Origin of the sequence: Amycolatopsis benzoatilytica AK 16/65 (assembly GCF_000383915.1) — a bacterium.
In the GTDB taxonomy this organism is placed as follows: domain Bacteria; phylum Actinomycetota; class Actinomycetes; order Mycobacteriales; family Pseudonocardiaceae; genus Amycolatopsis; species Amycolatopsis benzoatilytica.
Genome location: NZ_KB912942.1, coordinates 751,635 through 768,653, shown reverse-complemented (window position 1 = coordinate 768,653; position 17,019 = coordinate 751,635). Strand labels below are relative to the sequence as shown.

The 17,019-nt window shown below is 70.4% G+C and carries 16 protein-coding genes; 8 read left to right on the top strand and 8 right to left on the bottom strand.

Translation table 11 applies throughout. From position 1 onward, the window contains the following. Positions 1-69: 69 nt before the first annotated feature. Positions 70-1,815 carry a DEAD/DEAH box helicase gene (locus AMYBE_RS0103605; RefSeq protein WP_020657973.1) on the bottom strand — a complete coding sequence of 582 codons (1,746 nt, stop codon included), beginning with the start codon at positions 1,813-1,815 and terminating at the stop codon, positions 70-72. Positions 1,816-2,042: 227 nt separating this feature from the next. Between AMYBE_RS0103605 and AMYBE_RS0103600 the strand changes: the two genes are divergently transcribed. Further along, positions 2,043-3,299, top strand: a complete 1,257-nt coding sequence (locus AMYBE_RS0103600; RefSeq protein WP_051124883.1) for a YihY/virulence factor BrkB family protein — start codon at positions 2,043-2,045, stop codon at positions 3,297-3,299. A 9-nt stretch (positions 3,300-3,308) separates the two neighbouring features. Here the strand turns inward: AMYBE_RS0103600 and AMYBE_RS0103595 are convergent, their stop codons facing one another. Then, positions 3,309-4,157 carry a hypothetical protein gene (locus AMYBE_RS0103595; protein ID WP_020657971.1) on the bottom strand — a complete coding sequence of 283 codons (849 nt, stop codon included), beginning with the start codon at positions 4,155-4,157 and terminating at the stop codon, positions 3,309-3,311. A 241-nt stretch (positions 4,158-4,398) separates the two neighbouring features. Next, positions 4,399-4,641, bottom strand: a complete 243-nt coding sequence (locus AMYBE_RS0103590; protein ID WP_020657970.1) for a DUF3039 domain-containing protein — start codon at positions 4,639-4,641, stop codon at positions 4,399-4,401. 371 nt (positions 4,642-5,012) lie between these two features. Here AMYBE_RS0103590 and AMYBE_RS0103585 point away from each other — a divergent pair, with 371 nt between their 5' ends. Both AMYBE_RS0103585 and AMYBE_RS0103580 read left to right on the top strand, forming a co-directional pair. Further along, complete coding sequence (locus AMYBE_RS0103585; RefSeq protein ID WP_020657969.1) at positions 5,013-5,927, top strand: pseudouridine-5'-phosphate glycosidase; 915 nt, start codon at positions 5,013-5,015, stop codon at positions 5,925-5,927. Further along, complete coding sequence (locus AMYBE_RS0103580; protein WP_020657968.1) at positions 5,924-6,793, top strand: carbohydrate kinase family protein; 870 nt, start codon at positions 5,924-5,926, stop codon at positions 6,791-6,793. The genes AMYBE_RS0103585 and AMYBE_RS0103580 overlap by 4 nt, the downstream gene beginning before the upstream one ends. A gap of 107 nt (positions 6,794-6,900) precedes the next feature. Here the strand turns inward: AMYBE_RS0103580 and AMYBE_RS0103575 are convergent, their stop codons facing one another. Both AMYBE_RS0103575 and AMYBE_RS0103570 read right to left on the bottom strand, forming a co-directional pair. Continuing rightward, positions 6,901-7,227: a DUF3099 domain-containing protein gene (locus tag AMYBE_RS0103575; RefSeq protein WP_027927344.1), complete on the bottom strand. Its 327-nt coding sequence runs from the start codon at positions 7,225-7,227 to the stop codon at positions 6,901-6,903. A 17-nt stretch (positions 7,228-7,244) separates the two neighbouring features. After that, positions 7,245-8,549, bottom strand: a complete 1,305-nt coding sequence (locus AMYBE_RS0103570) for an amidohydrolase (RefSeq protein WP_020657966.1) — start codon at positions 8,547-8,549, stop codon at positions 7,245-7,247. A gap of 19 nt (positions 8,550-8,568) precedes the next feature. On the opposite strand from AMYBE_RS0103570, the gene AMYBE_RS0103565 reads away from it, so the two are divergent. From AMYBE_RS0103565 to AMYBE_RS0103545, 5 genes are all read left to right on the top strand, one after another. Next, the gene (locus AMYBE_RS0103565) at positions 8,569-10,074 is read left to right on the top strand and encodes a DUF7782 domain-containing protein (RefSeq protein ID WP_020657965.1); all 1,506 of its coding nucleotides are present in this window, start codon (positions 8,569-8,571) and stop codon (positions 10,072-10,074) included. Then, positions 10,071-10,496, top strand: a complete 426-nt coding sequence (gene dtd, locus AMYBE_RS0103560; protein WP_027927343.1) for a D-aminoacyl-tRNA deacylase — start codon at positions 10,071-10,073, stop codon at positions 10,494-10,496. The genes AMYBE_RS0103565 and dtd overlap by 4 nt, the downstream gene beginning before the upstream one ends. A gap of 277 nt (positions 10,497-10,773) precedes the next feature. Next, positions 10,774-11,805: a sigma-70 family RNA polymerase sigma factor gene (locus AMYBE_RS0103555; RefSeq protein ID WP_027927342.1), complete on the top strand. Its 1,032-nt coding sequence runs from the start codon at positions 10,774-10,776 to the stop codon at positions 11,803-11,805. Between the two features lie 1,387 nt (positions 11,806-13,192). Then, positions 13,193-14,854: a fumarate hydratase gene (locus AMYBE_RS0103550; protein WP_020657962.1), complete on the top strand. Its 1,662-nt coding sequence runs from the start codon at positions 13,193-13,195 to the stop codon at positions 14,852-14,854. A gap of 148 nt (positions 14,855-15,002) precedes the next feature. After that, positions 15,003-15,326, top strand: a complete 324-nt coding sequence (locus AMYBE_RS0103545; protein ID WP_020657961.1) for a hypothetical protein — start codon at positions 15,003-15,005, stop codon at positions 15,324-15,326. Here the strand turns inward: AMYBE_RS0103545 and AMYBE_RS0103540 are convergent. From AMYBE_RS0103540 to AMYBE_RS0103530, 3 genes are all read right to left on the bottom strand, one after another. Continuing rightward, positions 15,323-15,760 (bottom strand): SRPBCC family protein, encoded by a 438-nt coding sequence (locus AMYBE_RS0103540; protein ID WP_020657960.1) that lies wholly within the window; start codon positions 15,758-15,760, stop codon positions 15,323-15,325. The two genes, AMYBE_RS0103545 and AMYBE_RS0103540, sit on opposite strands and share 4 nt — an antisense overlap. Before the next feature lie 172 nt (positions 15,761-15,932). Then, the gene (locus AMYBE_RS0103535) at positions 15,933-16,454 is read right to left on the bottom strand and encodes a hypothetical protein (protein WP_245573150.1); all 522 of its coding nucleotides are present in this window, start codon (positions 16,452-16,454) and stop codon (positions 15,933-15,935) included. A gap of 17 nt (positions 16,455-16,471) precedes the next feature. Next, the gene (locus AMYBE_RS0103530) at positions 16,472-16,990 is read right to left on the bottom strand and encodes a hypothetical protein (protein WP_020657958.1); all 519 of its coding nucleotides are present in this window, start codon (positions 16,988-16,990) and stop codon (positions 16,472-16,474) included. Positions 16,991-17,019 lie beyond the last annotated feature (29 nt).

Genomic DNA, 17,019 nt, shown 5'->3' with positions numbered 1-17,019 from the left:
TCCGGCACACCCGACCAGAAAGTACCGTTCGGGAAGTTGTCCGGTTTTGTCCGGCTACTGGGTCACGCGCTACCAAGACCGAAGCGTGACGATCCGTTCCTCGAGCTGTTCCACCGTCGCCATCGCGGTCGGCGGACCGCCGCACTGGCGGCGCAACTCGTTGTGGATCGCGCCGTGCGGCTTCTTCGTGCGGTGGTGGTACACGCCGACCAGCGCGTTGAGTTCCTTGCGCAGCGAGCCCAGCCGTTCGGCGACCGACTGGGACCGGACCGGCGGCGCCGCCGGCTCCTCGGCTTTCGGCTTGCGCCGCTTCTCGTCGGTGATCTGCTCTTCCTGCCGCTTGCGCAGCAGCGCGCGGACCTGGTCCGGTTCCAGCAACCCGGGCAGGCCGAGGTACTCCTGTTCCTCGTCGGAGCCGGAGAACACCGCGGTGCCGAACGAGTTGCCGTCGTAGATCACCTGGTCGAGCTCGGCGGAGGCGTGCAGCGAGGTGAACGCCTTCTCCTCCTCGCCCGGCTCGTCCTCGGTGCGGTTGGCCTGGGCGAGCAGCTCGTCGTCCCAGCCTTCCTTTTCCCGGTGCGGCTTGCCGAGCACGTGGTCGCGCTGCGCTTCCAGCTCGCTGGCCAGCTCCAGCAGCACCGGCACGCTCGGCAGGAAGATGCTCGCCGTCTCGCCCTTTTTCCGCGCCCGCACGTAGCGGCCGATGGCCTGTGCGAAAAACAGCGGGGTGGACGCGCTGGTCGCGTACACCCCGACGGCCAGCCGCGGCACGTCGACGCCTTCGGACACCATCCGGACCGCGACGATCCAGCGTTCGGTGGTCTCGGAGAACTCCTTGATCCGCCCGGACGCCTTCGGGTCGTCGGACAGCACCAGCGTCGGCGTCTGGCCGCAGATCCGCTCCAGGATCTTGGCGTAGGCGCGCGCGGTCTCCTGGTCGGTGGCGATCACCAGGCCGCCCGCGTCCGGGATGGACTGGCGGACTTGGCTGAGCCGGGTGTCCGCGGCCTGCAGCACCGCCGGGATCCACTCGCCGGACGGATCCAGCGCGGTCCGCCAGGCACGAGCGTTCTGCTCGGCGGTAAGCGGTTCGCCCAGCCGAGCGGTGAACTCCTCGCCGGCGCTGGTGCGCCAGGACGCTTCGCCCGAGTAGGCGAGGAAGACGACCGGCCGGACCACGCCGTCGGCCAGTGCGTCGGAGTAGCCGTAGGAATGGTCGGCCTTGCTGCGCTGGAAACCGCCCGCGTCCGGCTCGTAGGTGACGAACGGGATCGCCGAATCGTCGCTGCGGAACGGGGTTCCGGTGAGCGCGAGCCGGCGCACCGCGGGGGTGAACGCCTCGCTGGTCGCGTCGCCCCAGGACTTCGCGTCGCCCGCGTGGTGGATCTCGTCGAGGATCACCAGCGTCTTGCGGTTCTCGGTGCGCACCCGGTGCAGCGTGGGGTGCGCGGCGACCTGCGCGTAGGTGACCGCGACGCCGCGGTAGTCCGACGACGTGACGCCGGTGGTGTTGCGGAAGTTCGAGTCGATCGGGATGCCCGCCGCCGCGGCCGCGGACGCCCACTGGTGCTTCAGGTGCTCGGTCGGCGTGACGATGGTGACCGCTTCGACGGTGCGGTCGGACAGCAGCTCGGCGGCGATCCGGAGACCGAAGACGGTCTTGCCCGCGCCCGGCGTCGCGACCGCCAGGAAGTCCTTCGGCTTGCCGGACAGGTATTTCGTGAGCGCCCGCCGCTGCCAGGCGCGCAGCGGACGCGCGGTGGCGTCCTTCTCGGCGGGCGGCGCCCCGAGCACCTGCTGGTTCGTCTCGGACATGACTGCGCTCACCCCCTTCCCGGGCCGCTCCGCGCGGCCGTGACGTGCGAAAACCCCCACGGTGGCACCGGCTTCGCCGCCGGGCGCCGCGATGAGGGCACGTCGGCCAGCTTACCTTCCGTCCCCGCCGGCGCCCGCCACCGCCACGGGTGGTGTCCCCCGACACGCCCGCGCTCAGCGGGGGCGACGAGCCAAAACGGCGCGGATAGACCATGCTGGGACACACCATGGGCGAGGTGAGACCGGACGCCGGCGAGGCAGTGCCGGAGAAGAGAGCGCCGGAGAAGACCGTGCGCAGGGGGCCGTGGCGGCTCCTGACCCGCACGCTCGCGAAAGCGTGGGACGGCAATATCTTCTCCGAAGCGGCCGAGGCCGCCTTCTGGCAGACGTTGTCGCTCCCGCCGCTGCTGCTCGGGCTGCTCGGCAGCGTCGGGTTCATCGGCGAGTGGTTCGGCCAGGGCGTGGTCACCGCCGTGCACGACCGGATCATCACCTTCTGCCACACCGTGTTCAGCGCGAACGTGGTGCAGGAGATCATCGAGCCGACGGTGAACAGCATCCTCACCGTGGGCAAGGGCGAGATCGTGTCCGTGGGCTTCGTCATCTCGCTGTGGGCGGGTTCGTCGGCGATGTCGTCGTTCGTGGACGCGATCACCGTCGCGCACGACCAGTACGGCGTGCGCAACGAGGTCTGGCAGCGGATCTTCGCGCTGCTGCTGTACCTGTGCGCGCTGATCGGGCTGGTGATCGGGCTGCCGCTGCTGGCGATCGGCCCGGACCTGCTGCCGGAGTTCTTCCCGCTCGACTGGCGCCCGACCGTCACGTCCTGGGTCGGCGCGCTGTACTACCCGGTGCTGGGCGTGATGATCGTGCTGGCGCTGACCACCCTGTACAAGCTCGCCCTGCCGCGACGGCTGCCCTGGCACCGCGGCCTGCCCGGCGCAATCCTGGCCGGCGTGGTGTTCCTGGTGTCGAGCATCGGGCTGCGGATCTACCTCAACTGGATCACCAAGACCGGCTACACCTACGGCGCGCTGGCCGCGCCGATCGCGTTCCTGCTGCTGATGTTCTTCATCGGCCTCGCGGTGGTCGGCGGGGCATATTTCAACAGCGCGATCCAGGAGCTGTGGCCGGCCAAGGCGACCCGCCGGCAGCGGCGCAAGTGGCGACGGCTGGAAATGGAACGCGCGACGGAACGGCTGCGCGCCGAAGAGGGCCGCCGGCTGTGGGACCGCACGACAATGCCGCTGCGGAGGCCGAAACGGCATCCCGACGAGCACGAGGAGGGCGCTCCGGGCGACGTGCACGGCACCGAGCTGGGCCAGGCCGAACCGGAGACCGCTTCGGAAACCGCGCAGTTCGCGGCACCGGACGGCCCGCGTCCCCCGGCGCAGGAACGGACCCGCCCGGCCGAACGGCCTCGCACCGCCGGTTCCGGGCCGTCGTCCGGCCCGGAACCGCGCAACCGTCCTTCACAGCGCTGACCGCCCGCCTCAGCCCTGCCGGAACCGCCAGGTCTTGCTGTCGAACGCGATGCAGACGCTCGGCGACATCACGACCACGCGCAGGGTGCCGTCGCGCTCGTCGTAGTCGATTCCCTCGACCTCGAAGTTGCCGCTGCAGCCGCTCTCCAGCGGAAGCTGGCCGAGCGAGGTGACGTGCCCGGTGACGTCCGAACCGGAAACCGGCGCGGCGAGGTCGACCTGCAGCAGCGGTTTGGTGGTGCCGAAAAGGCTGCCCTCAGGGTCGTCGGAGGAGCACATCAGCCGGGTGGCGGACACGAAGTCGCAGCCCTGGACGTCGCGCACCGGGTGGTCCAGCCGGATCGCCGACGCGTACGGCAGGTTCTGCCCGGGATCGGTGGCCGCTACGCCCGGCATCGGGTAGACGAGCAGGCGGTCCATCGTGCCCCACTCGCCGGACACCATCCAGCGCGCGTCCGGCGATACCGCGGCGAAGGAGTTGTTGTTGGCCTCCCAGGACTCCAGCGCGTGCTGGTAGTCGGCGCGGCTGCCGTCGGGCGCCTCGACGCGGAAGAGCTTCGCCCCGCGGTCGTCGCGCTGGTACGGCTCGACGTACCAGCCCTTCGCCGACCCCGGGTCGCCGATGTGGTTCCAGCCCTTGGCCGCGAGACCGGGGTCGATGGTGCCGATGCCGGTGTAGCGGATGCTCGTGCCCGAAGGCCGTTCCACGGTGGCCAGCCCCTGGCTCTCGTCGAGCGGCCGAGCCCGGTCCGAGCCGACGGTGGTCCAGCCGGTGACCGCGCTGGCGGCGCCTGCCGCGACGGTGCTGAACGCGGAGAGCAGGACGACGAGGGACAACACGATGCCGGTTCTGCGCATGGGAGGACTCCTGCGGGGAGGCGACTGGCCGGATGAAGATCTACCAGTTCCTCCCCGGGTGCACAGCCACCGAGTGAAGGATTTTCACATTTGTTCCCGGAGAACGGGACGCCGGGGAACCCGCGGCTCCCCGCTCCCAGTCCGTGAAGGGCCCCTTGAGGGACTTGGATTCCCTCAAGGGGCCCTTCACGGACGGTTTCGCGCAGCAGCCACCGGCGGGCGAGGCCGGTTGGCGCGCAGGTCAGTCGTCGCCGCCGGGGCGCAGGCCCTCGTAGATCTTCTTGCACTTCGGGCACACCGGCGACCCGGGCTTGGGCGACTTCGTGACCGGGAAGACCTCGCCACAGAGCGCCACCACGTGCGTGCCCATGACCGCGCTTTCGGCGATCTTGTTCTTGCGCACGTAGTGGAACATCTTCGGGGAGTCGTCGTCGGTCGACTCGGTGCTGTCGGTCTCCGGCTTGGTCAGCGTCTCGGTGCTCACCCCACCATCATGCCTCAGCGACGCGCCCCCGGTAATCCCCGGATACCGTCTTCTGACCTGCCGCTGGACCGCCGAGAGCCGGGATGTCGCACGCCACCGCCGTCGCGCGCGACGCCCGAGCAGCTCGCCGCAGCGCTGCCCGACGAGCGAGCCGCGAGACGACGTTGTTACGACGCCGTACCCGGCCAGGTCCAATAACGAAGCGCCAGAAGACGACGCGCCGCCGCAGCGCTGGAAAGCTGCCCTCGCGCGTGCCGTTGTACCTCACCGAGACTGCCCGGTCACGCTGGGAAGCCGCGACCCGACGGCATCCGCGGGCAGAGCTGACCCGATGCCGCGCCGCCCGCGGCGATCAAAGATGATGTCCCTCTGTGACCACCCAGACCACTCCGCTTTTCATCCACGAGGAAGTCGCTTCGGCGTTGCGTGACGGTCACCCCGTCGTCGCCCTCGAGAGCACCATCCTTTCGCACGGTTTGCCCTACCCGCGCAACCTCGACGTCGGCCGCCGCGTCGAGCAGGTCGTCCGCGACGGCGGCGCGGTGCCGGCCACCATCGCCGTCCTCGACGGACGGGCCGTGATCGGCCTCTCCCCCGCCGAACTGGAGCGCGTCTGCGCGCCGGACGCCGGTCTCGACAAGCTTTCCCTGCGCGACCTCGGCCCGGCGATCGGCCTCGGCCGCTCCGGCGCGACGACCGTCGCCGGCACCTCGGCGCTCGCCGCCGCGGCCGGGATCGGCGTGTTCGCCACCGGCGGCCTCGGCGGCGTGCACCTGGGCGCGGAGCGGAGCTGGGACGTCTCGGCCGACCTCGGCGTGCTCGCCAAGGTGCCGACGGTGGTCGTCTGCTCGGGCGTGAAGTCGGTGCTCGACATCGCCGCGACGCTCGAGGTGCTGGAGACCAACTCGGTCCCGGTGCTCGGCTACCGCACCGACGACTTCCCCGCCTTCTACCTTCGTTCGTCGGGCCACCGGCTCGGCTGGCGGGTGGACGACGCGAAGCAGGCCGCCGCGGTGATCGCGGCGCACCGCAGCTACGCGAATTCCGGGGTGCTGCTGGCGAATCCGATCCCGGAAGAGTCCGAAATGGACCGTGAGCTGCACGACCGGCTGCTGCGCGAGGGCCTCGCGAAGCTGGAAGCGGGCCACGTGCACGGCGCGGACGTGACACCGGTGCTGCTGGAGCACTTCCACACCGCGAGCGAGGGCGTGAGCATCGACGCGAACGAAGCGCTGGTGCTGTCCAACGCGAAGCTCGCGACCGAGGTGGCGGTGGCGCTGTCGTGACCGGCATCGTGGTGGTCGGCGACGCCGGCCTGGACGTCGTCGCACGACACGACCAACCCCTCCCGCACGGCGGCGACGCCCGCGCGAACATCCGCTTCACCGGCGGCGGAGCCGGCGCGAACACCGCGCTCTGGCTGCGTTCGCTGGGCGCGGACACCACCCTGGTCGCCCGTATCGGCGACGACTCCGGCGGCCGCTTGATCCGCGCCGAACTCGAAGCGGCCGGAGTGCGCTGCGCGTTCGCGACCGACCCGGAGGCGCCGACCTGCTGCGTCGTCGTCCTCGTGGACGGCGAAGGCCAGCGCAGCATGCTCGCCGACCGAGGCGCGAACAAACGCTTCGCTCCCGAAGACGTCACCCCGGACGCCTTGGCCGGCGCCGGCCACCTGCACCTGTCCGGCTACGTCCTGCTGGACCCGTCGTCGCGACCGGCCGGCCTGGCCGCGCTGGCCGCGGCCAAGGAAGCCGGCCTCACCACGTCGGTCGACCCGCAGGCGGCAGCGCACATCCACGACCCGGCAGCGTTCCTGGACGACGTCCGCGGAACCGACCTGCTGATGCCGAACACCGAGGAGCTTCTCGCCCTCACCGGTTCGGCGGACCCGGCTTCCGCCGCCGAACTCCTGAACGCCGTCGGCGCGGTCGTGGTGACCGCGGGTCTGGGCGGCGCGAGCTGGATCGACCCGGACGGCGTCGTCTCCGTGCCCGCGGTGGAAGCGGACTGCGTGGACTCCACCGGCGCCGGCGACGCCTTCGACGCGGGCGTCCTCACCACCTGGCTGGCCCAGAAGTCCACAGTGGACGTTCTGGAAGCCGGCACCCGGCTGGGCGCGCTGGCGGTAAGCCGCGTCGGCCCGCAGCCCTGAGCACGGCCAGAACGCGACAGTCCGTGAACGGCCTCTTCCGGGAACCAGATTCCGGGAAGGGGCCCTTCACGGGCTTCCGGCCCGGCGACGAACAGCGCCCGCCGGGATCAGCCGTCGATCACCTGGTGCTTGCTGTGCTCGATCTTCTTAGCGTCCGGGGAGAACCGGTTCACCTTCTCCGTTTTCCGCGGCGGCCGGTCGTTGGCGATCAGCACCGCCACCCACGGCAGCGGCACCGAGATCACCAGGAACATGATCGCCAGCCACCACGTGTGATAAGTCAGCCCGGCCAGGACCAGGCACGGGATCCGGCAGACCATCATGATGACGTACTTCCGCTTCCGTGCCGCCAGCTGATCGTCCAGCGACGGCGCGGCCTCGGTGATCAGCACCGGGTCCGGGCGAGGGTCCGGCCCGTGGGCAGGTGCGGTCACAGCACCACCTCCGACGCTCATTCTCCCACTCGCCGCCCGTCCGCGACACCCGGCCGGGTGAACCGGGACAAAGCCGCGACGACCAGCGTCTCGACCCCGGTCCGCAGGGTCGGGTGCAGCACCGGCGCGAACTTCGACGAGTGGTTCGACGGGATGTCCGTCTCGAACCGCCCCTCGGTCATCGCGGTGATCACCTGCTCCGGGTCCAGGCCGCCGACCAGCCAGAACACCGACGGAACCTCGGCCGCGCGGCCGAACTCGCTGAAGTCCTCGCTGCCGGTGACCAGCGGAGCGGGCATGGTCGCGGCCGGCCCGAAGTGCGCGCGGAACACCTCGGTCAGCTCGTCGGAAGCGGCGTCGTCGTTCGCGGTGACCGGATACGACGCGACCACCTCGACCGTCGGCGGCTGCGGCGCTCCGGCGGCGGCCGCCTCGCCGTTCGCAATCCGCTCGACTGCCTTGCGCAGGCGCAGCAGCACCGCGTCGTCGAACGCGCGGGTATTGACCTCCAGCACCGCGTGATCGGCGATCACGTTCGCCGCGGTGCCGACGTGCATCGACCCGACAGTGACCACCGCGGGCTCGGTCGCCGCGGTCTCCCGCGACACGATGGTCTGCAGCTTGAGCACCACGGACGCGGCCAGCACGGCCGGGTCGACGGTGGTCTCCGGGCGCGAACCGTGGCCGCCGCGGCCGTGCAGGGTGACGCGCAGCGTGTCGGTGGCCGCCATGATCACCCCGGGGCGAGTGAGCACCCACCCGGCCGGGCCAGGCACGAGGTGCTGGCCGAAGACCACGTCCGGGCGGCCGGCCAGGTCGAACAGACCGTCGCGGACCATCCCGGCGGCACCGTCTCCGACTTCCTCACCGGGCTGGAAAACCACGAGCAGCGTGCCGGACCACTCGTCGCGCGAAGCAGCCAGCAGGTGCGCGGCACCCGAGAGCCACGTCGCGTGCATGTCGTGGCCGCACGCGTGCATGACCGGCACGTCGCGGCCCTGTGAGTCGACGCCGCGCGCCGTGCTCGCGTACGAGAGCCCCGTCTGCTCTTCGACTGGCAGCGCGTCGATGTCCGCGCGAAGCAGCACCGTCGGCCCGTCACCGTTTCGCAGGACGCCGACGACACCGGTCTGGCCGACGCCGGTGTGCACCTCGAAGCCGTCTTCGGTCAGCCGTCGCGCCAGCTCCGCGCCTGTGCGGGTCTCGGCGAACGCGAGCTCCGGATGGCGGTGCAGATCGACATACAGCGCTTCAAGCTCAGGCAGTGCCGCCTCGAGTGGAGCGAGGACACGGCCGGTGGTCTCGGTGGTCACGATGCCCATCGTGGCAGGCTTACCCACCGTGAGCACGAACACGCCTCTCCCTGACCTTTCCGACGACGTCTGCGCGCGGCTTCGCGAAGCCTTCCGCCGCACCGGCTACGACGCTGACGGCGTCGTCGACGCGCTCGGCGGCGCAGCGCACGCGGCGCTCGGCCGCGGCGAGCCGGAGCCAGCCCGCCGCGCCAGCCTCGACGCCGGGGATCTCGGCGTCTTCATCCGGCTGTTCCTGCTTGGCCTCGCCGAGCCGGAGAAGACGGTCACCTCCGCGTTCGCGCCGCTCAGCGCCGCCGACGCGGTGGCAGCGGGCATCCTGCGGACCGTCGGCGAGGAGTTCCGCGCCGCGCTCGACATCCGGCCGCACGGCGACGAGGAAGGCTCCTGGTGGGTCGTCTCCGACCTCGACGCCGACCTCCTCGGTCACGTCGTGCCCGAGGACCATGTGCTGGGCGTCGGGCACGCGTCGCTGAGCCTGATCCGCGCGACCAGCCGCCGCCCGGTCGGCAGCCTGCTGGACCTCGGCACCGGCAACGGCGTCCAGGCGCTGCACGCGACCCGGCACGCCAAGAAGATCACCGCGACCGACGTCTCGGCCCGTGCGCTCGCGCTCGCCGCGGGCACCTTCCGGCTGAACGAGCTGGAAGCGGAGTTGCTGCAAGGCGAGTGGTTCGCGCCGGTCGCGCGCCGCCGGTTCGACCAGATCGTGTGCAATCCGCCGTTCGTGGTCGGGCCGCCGCGCGTCGACTACACCTACCGCGACTCCGGGCTGGCCGGCGACGACGCGAGCGCGCTGGTCATCCGCCAACTGCCCAGCTTCCTCAACGACGGTGGCACCGGGCAGCTGCTTGCGTCCTGGATGCACCGTCGCGGCGAAGACTGGAGCGACCGCGTCGCGCGATGGCTGCCGGCTGAGACAGACGCGTGGTTCGTACAGCGCGACGTCGCCGACCCGGGTCTGTACGTCGGCACCTGGCTGCGCGACGAGGGCATCGACCCGCGCTCGCCCGAAGGACAGGCGAAGGCCGCCGCGTGGCTCGACTGGTTCACCGCGAACGACGTACAGGGCATCGGCTTCGGCTTTGTCACGTTGCGTCGCGCGAACGGTCAGACGCCGACTGTCGTCTGCGAAGACCTGCGTCAGGCTTACGACGACCCACTGGGCCCCGAAGCGGCGAACTGGCTCGACCGTGTCGAGTGGCTGCGCACGCACGGCGACGCGGTGTTGGATGTCGCCTTCCGCGTCCCGGACACTGTGCTGCTCGAACGTGTCGACTCCCCCGGTGACGAGGGCTGGGAGACGACCGTGCGCCGGCTGCACCGTACGGACGGGCCGGGTTGGCAGCACGAGGTCGACGAGCTCACCACCCGGCTGCTGGCCGGGTGCCGGGGCGCGCTGCCGCTGTCGGATCTGCTGGAGCTGCTGTCGGCCGCGCAGGGCCTCGACGCCGACGAGCTGACCGCTGCGGCGCTGCCGATCATCCGCGAACTCGTGCGGCACGGAATGCTCGTGCCGGGTTCCGCGCGGTGAGGGCGGTCGCAGCGCGGGTAACCCGCGCGAGCGTGACGGTAGCGGGGGAGATTGTCGGAGAGATCAACGGAGCGGGACTGCTCGTTCTTCTCGGCGTGCACGCCGACGACGACGCCGGCAAAGCCGAGACGATGGCGCGCAAACTCCACGAACTCCGGCTGCTGCGCGACGAACAATCTTGCGCGACGACCGGTGCCCCGCTGCTCGTGGTGTCGCAGTTCACTCTCTACGGCGACACTCGCAAAGGCCGCCGCCCGTCCTGGACGGCGGCGGCCCGGCCGGAAGCCGCCGAACCCCTGGTGGACGCGGTGGTCGCCGGCCTGCGCGACCGCGGCGCGACGGTCTCGACCGGACGGTTCGGCGCGGAGATGGCGGTGGAAAGCGTGAACGACGGTCCGTTCACGGTTCTTGTGGAGGTTTAGCCCACCTCGCAAATCCGCGGGTAGCATTCGTTGCAGGACATGCGATTCGCGAGCAATTCCGCCGGCCCCGCAGTTCTCAGGAAAACCTCAGTATTGGTGGAGCAACCGCGGGGCGGGGCTGACCGTCCTCATTTCAGCGAGCCGGGAACGTTTGAACCGCCCGGAGCGTTAGACCCGATGTCCAGCCAAGCCGGCTGGGCCCGCGGACACGGGATTCCACAGGCCCCGTCCCGCAGGTGCCGGCGAGACACGTTCAGCCCGTGACCGGGGAGGCAGAATGTCAGTCCAGACTCTCGAACGCCAAGCGCGCGGGATTCGCGAGCGCGGGATTCCAGCACAGCAGACCGAGGAGCGGGCGAGCGTGGGGGCGCTCACCGACGCCGACCTCGACGCGCAGAGCCCGGCCGCCGACCTGGTGCGGGTGTACCTGAACGGCATCGGCAAGACCGCGCTGCTCAGCGCGGCCGACGAGGTCGAGCTGGCGAAGCGGATCGAAGCCGGGGTGTTCGCCCAGCACATGCTGGACACCGCCGACAGCCTCACGCCGCTGCGCCGCAAGGAGCTGCGTGCGCTGGTGCGAGACGGCCACACCGCGAAGAACCACCTGCTGGAGGCCAACCTTCGCCTGGTGGTGTCGCTCGCGAAGCGCTACACCGGGCGCGGCATGCCGCTGCTCGACCTGATCCAGGAGGGAAACCTGGGCCTGATCCGCGCGGTGGAGAAGTTCGATTACTCCAAGGGGTTCAAGTTCTCCACCTACGCCACGTGGTGGATCCGCCAGGCGATCACCCGCGGCATGGCCGACCAGGGCCGCACCATCCGGCTGCCCGTCCACCTGGTGGAGCAGGTGAACAAGCTCGCCCGGATCCGCCGCGACCTGCACCAGCAGCTCGGCCGCGACGCGACGCACGAGGAGCTCAGCGCCGAATCGGGCATTCCGGTGCACAAGATCTCCGACCTGCTCGACCAGTCCCGCGATCCGGTGAGCCTCGACATGCCGGTGGGCGCCGAGGAAGACGCCCCGCTGGGCGACTTCATCGAGGACAGCGAAGCGACCGACGCGGAGAGCGCCGTGATCTCCGGCCTGCTGCAGGACGACCTGCGGCGTGTGCTGGCGACGCTCGACGACCGCGAACAGCACGTCATCCGCCTCCGCTACGGCCTCGACGACGGCCAGCCGCGCACGCTCGACCAGATCGGCAAGCACTTCGGCCTGTCGCGCGAGCGCGTCCGCCAGATCGAGCGCGAGGTCATGGCGAAGCTCCGCCAAGGCGAGCGAGCGGACCGGCTGCGGGCTTACGCGAGCTGAGTTTTTCCCTCCGGGGCCGGCATCGGGGCCCGGCCTCCGGAGGGACGACTTGGCAGAAGGGGGCCGGCTCGGACCGCTTGATCGAGCACGGCTGACGAGGTCGGGTTGGCTCGGCGAGTGAACTTGACCGGGTGGTCCGGTTTTTTCGGGCGCACTGGCTGGGCAGCAGGCACTTCGGGGTTGCCACGCCCGATCGGCGCACCCGGTCCGGACCGCGGCGCAGACAGGACAATCGGGGCCGATTCGGACAATCGGATGTGATTCGGCAGCTTCGGCCGCATGATGCCAACTGGTTGGACGGCGGTCATTGCGAGGCGACCCCTTCTGTCCGGCGAATCCTCGCGCCGAGGGCCCGGGAAGGCGGCCGGAAGATCGGCATTCGGAACCAATGGATCCGAATGCGGGGGAAGACGAATCGGGGCAAAGGCGGAGTCCGCATTCGAGTGACCCCGCCGCAGGATGCGCGGCGGGTTCGCTCGGTCGCGCAAGCCAGGCATTCCCGGGGCGGGATCACCCGCGGAATGGCATCGACCGCGACTGGATCATTCATCGCACGGAACCCTTGGTTCGGACTTCCGAGCCAGGGTTCCGTCGTATTCAGCGCTTCGGGCACGCCGCCGTCGCCCGGGCGCGCTTTCCGCTCCTCGGGACTCCGCCATCGCCCGGGCGCGACTTCAGCACCTCGGACACTCCGCCATCGCCCGGCGCGCTCGCCGAGACCGTCGGCGCCTCGCCCACCTGGGGTCGCCCGTCCGGGCAGTCTTCGGCCCGTCCTCTCTGGCAGCAGGCGGGCGTCTGTCCCGCCACCGGTTTCAGGCGACTCAGCACCCATCCCCTGTGCTACTGCAGAAGATTTGCCGACAAATCGCCACATCAATCCCTTCAGTCTCTAGAGACTCATTAGTCACTTCAGCATCGTTGACACCACCAGCCCCAGCGGCACCGCAGCTCGCCCCTCTCAGTCCCGGTAAATCCCTTTCATCCCTTCCTGCCTGCCACTCAGCGCAACCTCGTCACCGCGCTGCGCGCCCGATTGTGGATTTTCCGAGCGGCCCGCGTTTGGCGGAGCGGTTCAGCGGGTAGCAAACGGCCGCGACCCCCGCTGTGCGGCGTCCGGTCAACGCGCCGGCGGGGGTCCCGTTAGACACGCGGGGCGGGTGTGTGCGCATCCGGCCCGCTTTCCCCGGGAGGTCGGGTCCGTCGGGGTGGGCCCGGCCTCCCGACCATGCCCGGACAAAGCGGGCGCCGAAAACCCGGTGCCCGCGTCCCGCCCAGCGATCACCCGTTTCAGCGTGCTGTACCCCACAGCGTCCCCGCACCCGTGCGGAGCTCCGGTTCCCGCTGAGTACCGTGGGCCAATCCCGAATCAGGGCAAAGGAGCCTCGCTGTGCCGCCCACCACGTTCCAGCACACCGAAGTCCTGCCGCTCGGCAAGGACACCACCACCGAGTACCGGCTGGTCACCGCCGACGGCGTCGAGGCCGTCGAAGCCGCCGGGCGAAAGTTCCTCAAGGTCGACCCGGACGCGCTCACCACGCTGGCGCGCACGGCGATCACCGACATCCAGCATCTGCTGCGCACGTCACATCTGCAGCAGCTGCGCGCGATCGTCGACGACCCCGAGGCCAGCGGCAACGACCGGTTCGTCGCGATGGACCTGCTGCGCAACGCGGCCATCTCGGCCGGCGGCGTGCTGCCGATGTGCCAGGACACCGGCACCGCGATCGTGATCGGCAAGCGCACCGAGGGCGTGCTCACCGGCGGCGACGACGAGCGGGCGCTCTCGCAGGGCATTTTCGACGCTTACCAGCAGCTGAACCTGCGCTATTCGCAGATGGCTCCGCTGAACTTCTGGGAAGAGCGCAACACCGGTACGAACCTCCCGGCACAGGTCGAGCTGTATCACAAGGACTCCGCCTCGGCGGATCCGTCGTATGAGTTCCTGTTCATGGCCAAGGGCGGCGGCAGCGCCAACAAGACCTTCCTCTACCAGGAAACCAAGGCGGTCCTGAACCCGAAGCGGCTCGCCCGGTTCCTCGACGAAAAGCTGCGCAGCCTCGGCACCGCCGCGTGCCCGCCGTACCACCTGGCGATCGTCGTCGGCGGCATGTCGGCCGAGTTCAACCTCAAGGTCGCCAAGCTCGCCTCCGCGCGCTACCTGGACAACCTGCCGACCGAGGGGTCCGAGCTGGGCCACGCGTTCCGCGACCGCGATCTCGAACAGCAGGTGCTGGAGATGACGCGCCAGTTCGGCATCGGCGCGCAGTTCGGCGGCAAGTACTTCTGCCACGACGTCCGAGTCATCCGGCTCCCCCGGCACGGCGCGAGCTGCCCGGTCGGCGTCGCCGTCTCGTGCTCGGCCGACCGGCAGGCGAAGGCGAAGATCACCGAAGAGGGCGTGTTCATCGAGCAGCTCGAACGCGACCCGGCGCGGTTCCTGCCGGAGATCACCGAGGACGACCTGTCCGACGAGGTGGTGTCCGTCGACCTCAACCAGCCGATGGACGAGATCCGCGCGCAGCTGGCGCAGCTGCCGGTGAAGACGCGGCTTTCGCTGACCGGTCCGCTGGTCGTCGCGCGCGACATCGCGCACGCCAAGATCGCCGAGCGGCTCGACGCCGGCGAGGAGATGCCGCAGTACCTGCGCGACCACCCGGTCTACTACGCCGGCCCGGCGAAGACCCCGGACGGCTACCCGTCCGGCTCGTTCGGACCGACGACCGCCGGCCGGATGGACTCCTACGTCGCCCAGTTCCAGGCCGCCGGCGGCTCGCTGGTGATGCTGGCGAAGGGTAACCGCTCGAAGCAGGTCACCGCCGCCTGCCAGGAACACGGCGGCTTCTACCTCGGCTCGATCGGCGGTCCGGCCGCACGGCTGGCGAAGGACTGCATCAAGAAGGTCGAGGTTCTCGAGTACGCCGAGCTCGGGATGGAAGCGGTCTGGAAGATCGAGGTCGAAGAATTCCCGGCGTTCATCGTGATCGACGACAAGGGCAACGACTTCTTCGCCGCCACCAGCGAACCGGTGCTGCAGATCAGCTTCCGCTGAGCTACCAGAAACCCGGACTGTCCGCAATGGACAGTCCGGGTTTTGCCTTTCCGGCCGCCGGACCCGGCCCGCGCGCACCGCGCCCGTACCGCGCGGCAACTTCCGAAGCGTCCGCGCGTCCTCCGGCTGAGCAATCCCGGGAGGCAGGATGAACATCGCGGTCTTCTTGGCAGTACCCGCGACGATCGGGGGCATCGCCGCCAGCGGCGCGGTATTCGCGCTGGCCCGCCGCCACTTCCGCCCCGCGCCAGCCGCCGCGGCAGCGCTGAGCGCGGGCACCGGTCTGGCACTCGGCTGGTGTTACGCCGCCTGGGTCGTCGTCCCGGGCCTACTCGCGGGCCTGGCCGCCTACGGCCTGGCCCGCCTACGCCTCGACGGCGGCCGAGCGCTCCTGATCAGCATCGGCGTGACACTGGCCTGCACCTTCGCGGCTGGTGCGATGCTCCGCGCCGCCCTCGACGCGATGGGCTAGCCCGGAAACATCCCGTCGAGCCGAGCGAGAGTCTTCTCGATCGCGTCCGCGTTCCGCTTCGGAAACCCCATCAGCTGAATCGCGAGCGGGGACCGCGCCGTGGACCAGTCGAACGTCTCGGTGACTTCGGTGCGCCCGTCACCGGCAGGCTCGAGCCGCCAGCGCCAGCGATGCCCGGAGAAGTGCCGCCAGGCGATCAGCCGGTTCTCCTCGAACTCGACGACGGTATTCTGGATCTTGTACGGCGCGCCCATCCGCATCTCCATGCCGAACTCCGCCCCGAGCGACAACCGGGCGGGCGCCGACCCGCGGCTGGCTCGCACCGTGCCGGACCCGTCGATGAGCGGATGCTGCGCCGGGTCGGCCAGCAACGAGAAAATCTGCTCCGGCGCAGCGGCAATCACGGCGCTGCGCGAAACCTGTCGGGTTCCCATGGCCGCAGCGTAGGCCGGTCCCGGACCGCGCGCACCGCAACACGTCCGTGAAGGGCCCCTTGACGGAATCCAAGTCCCGCAAGGGGCCCTTCACGGCCTTTTCGCCCGCCGCGACCGCCGACCAGCCCCCCGGCGAGTCGCCCGACGGCCGCGGCGCCGTCCACGGAAACAGTCACCGAGGCGGAGACTGCTTCAGCACCACCACCCGATCCCCCAGCGGCGCCGCCAACGGCACCGAGATCACCGGATGCCGCAGATCCATCGTGCACATCTGCCCGGTCTGCGCCTTGGTTTCGCTCAGGTCCACGACCACCCGCTGCGCGGTCTGCTCGACCGAATCCCCCAGCGCGTGCCCGCAACCGCCTTCCTCCGCCCGGACGATCAGCACCTTCCCGCCCTGGTACGTATAAACCTCCTTCGGGAATTCCTTCGGCAGCGCCGAACCGTCCACCTTCGATGCCGGGAGCCGCACCGCCCCCGCCGGCGGATTGAACTGCGGCTTCGCCGGGGCCGAAGAGGGCGCCGACGGGGCTGAGGACGGGGCCGGTGCCGTGGACTCAGGCGAACCAGCCATCTTCGCCTGGCCTCCGCACGCGGCCGCCAGCGCGAACACCGCCGCCAGTCCAGTCACTCGAGCCGTTCCGATCACCTTCGTCGAGTACCTCATGTCCTCCAGACGGAACGATCGCGCCACCGGGTTGCACCTGATCTTCACGGTCCCGGCCGCAGCACCAATTTCCGCGCGCCGAGCGGCGCGGACAACGGGACCGTCAGCGTCACTTCCCGCACGTGGAACGGGCACATCTGCCCGCGCGGCGGCTTGGCGACGGTCACCAGGATGACGACCTGGCTCGGCGTCTGCTCCCCTGCCTTCGCGCTGAGCTTGTTGCAGCCGGCCTCCTCCGCCTGGATCACGACCACCGTCCCGCCGTTGGCGAGGCTCACGTCGTGCGGGTACCCGTCCGGCAACGCGGACGCGTCGAGCTGCCCCGGCGCGAGCGCGGTGTCGCCCGGCGGAACGCTCTGAGTCGGCTGGCTCTTCGGCGGCGCACCGGATGGCGGCGGTGCCACCGAAACCGACGACGGCACCGAAACCGGCGTCGAGGCCGTCCCAGAAGACGGGGCCGAAGACGAACTCGGCGAGCCCGCCCCGGACGTCGCCCCGCCGCCGCACGCGGTCACGATGAGCAACAGCGCGCCCGCTCCGAGGATTTTCCCTGTAATCCGCATGCCGGACGGACGGAGCACCGCCCCCGGAG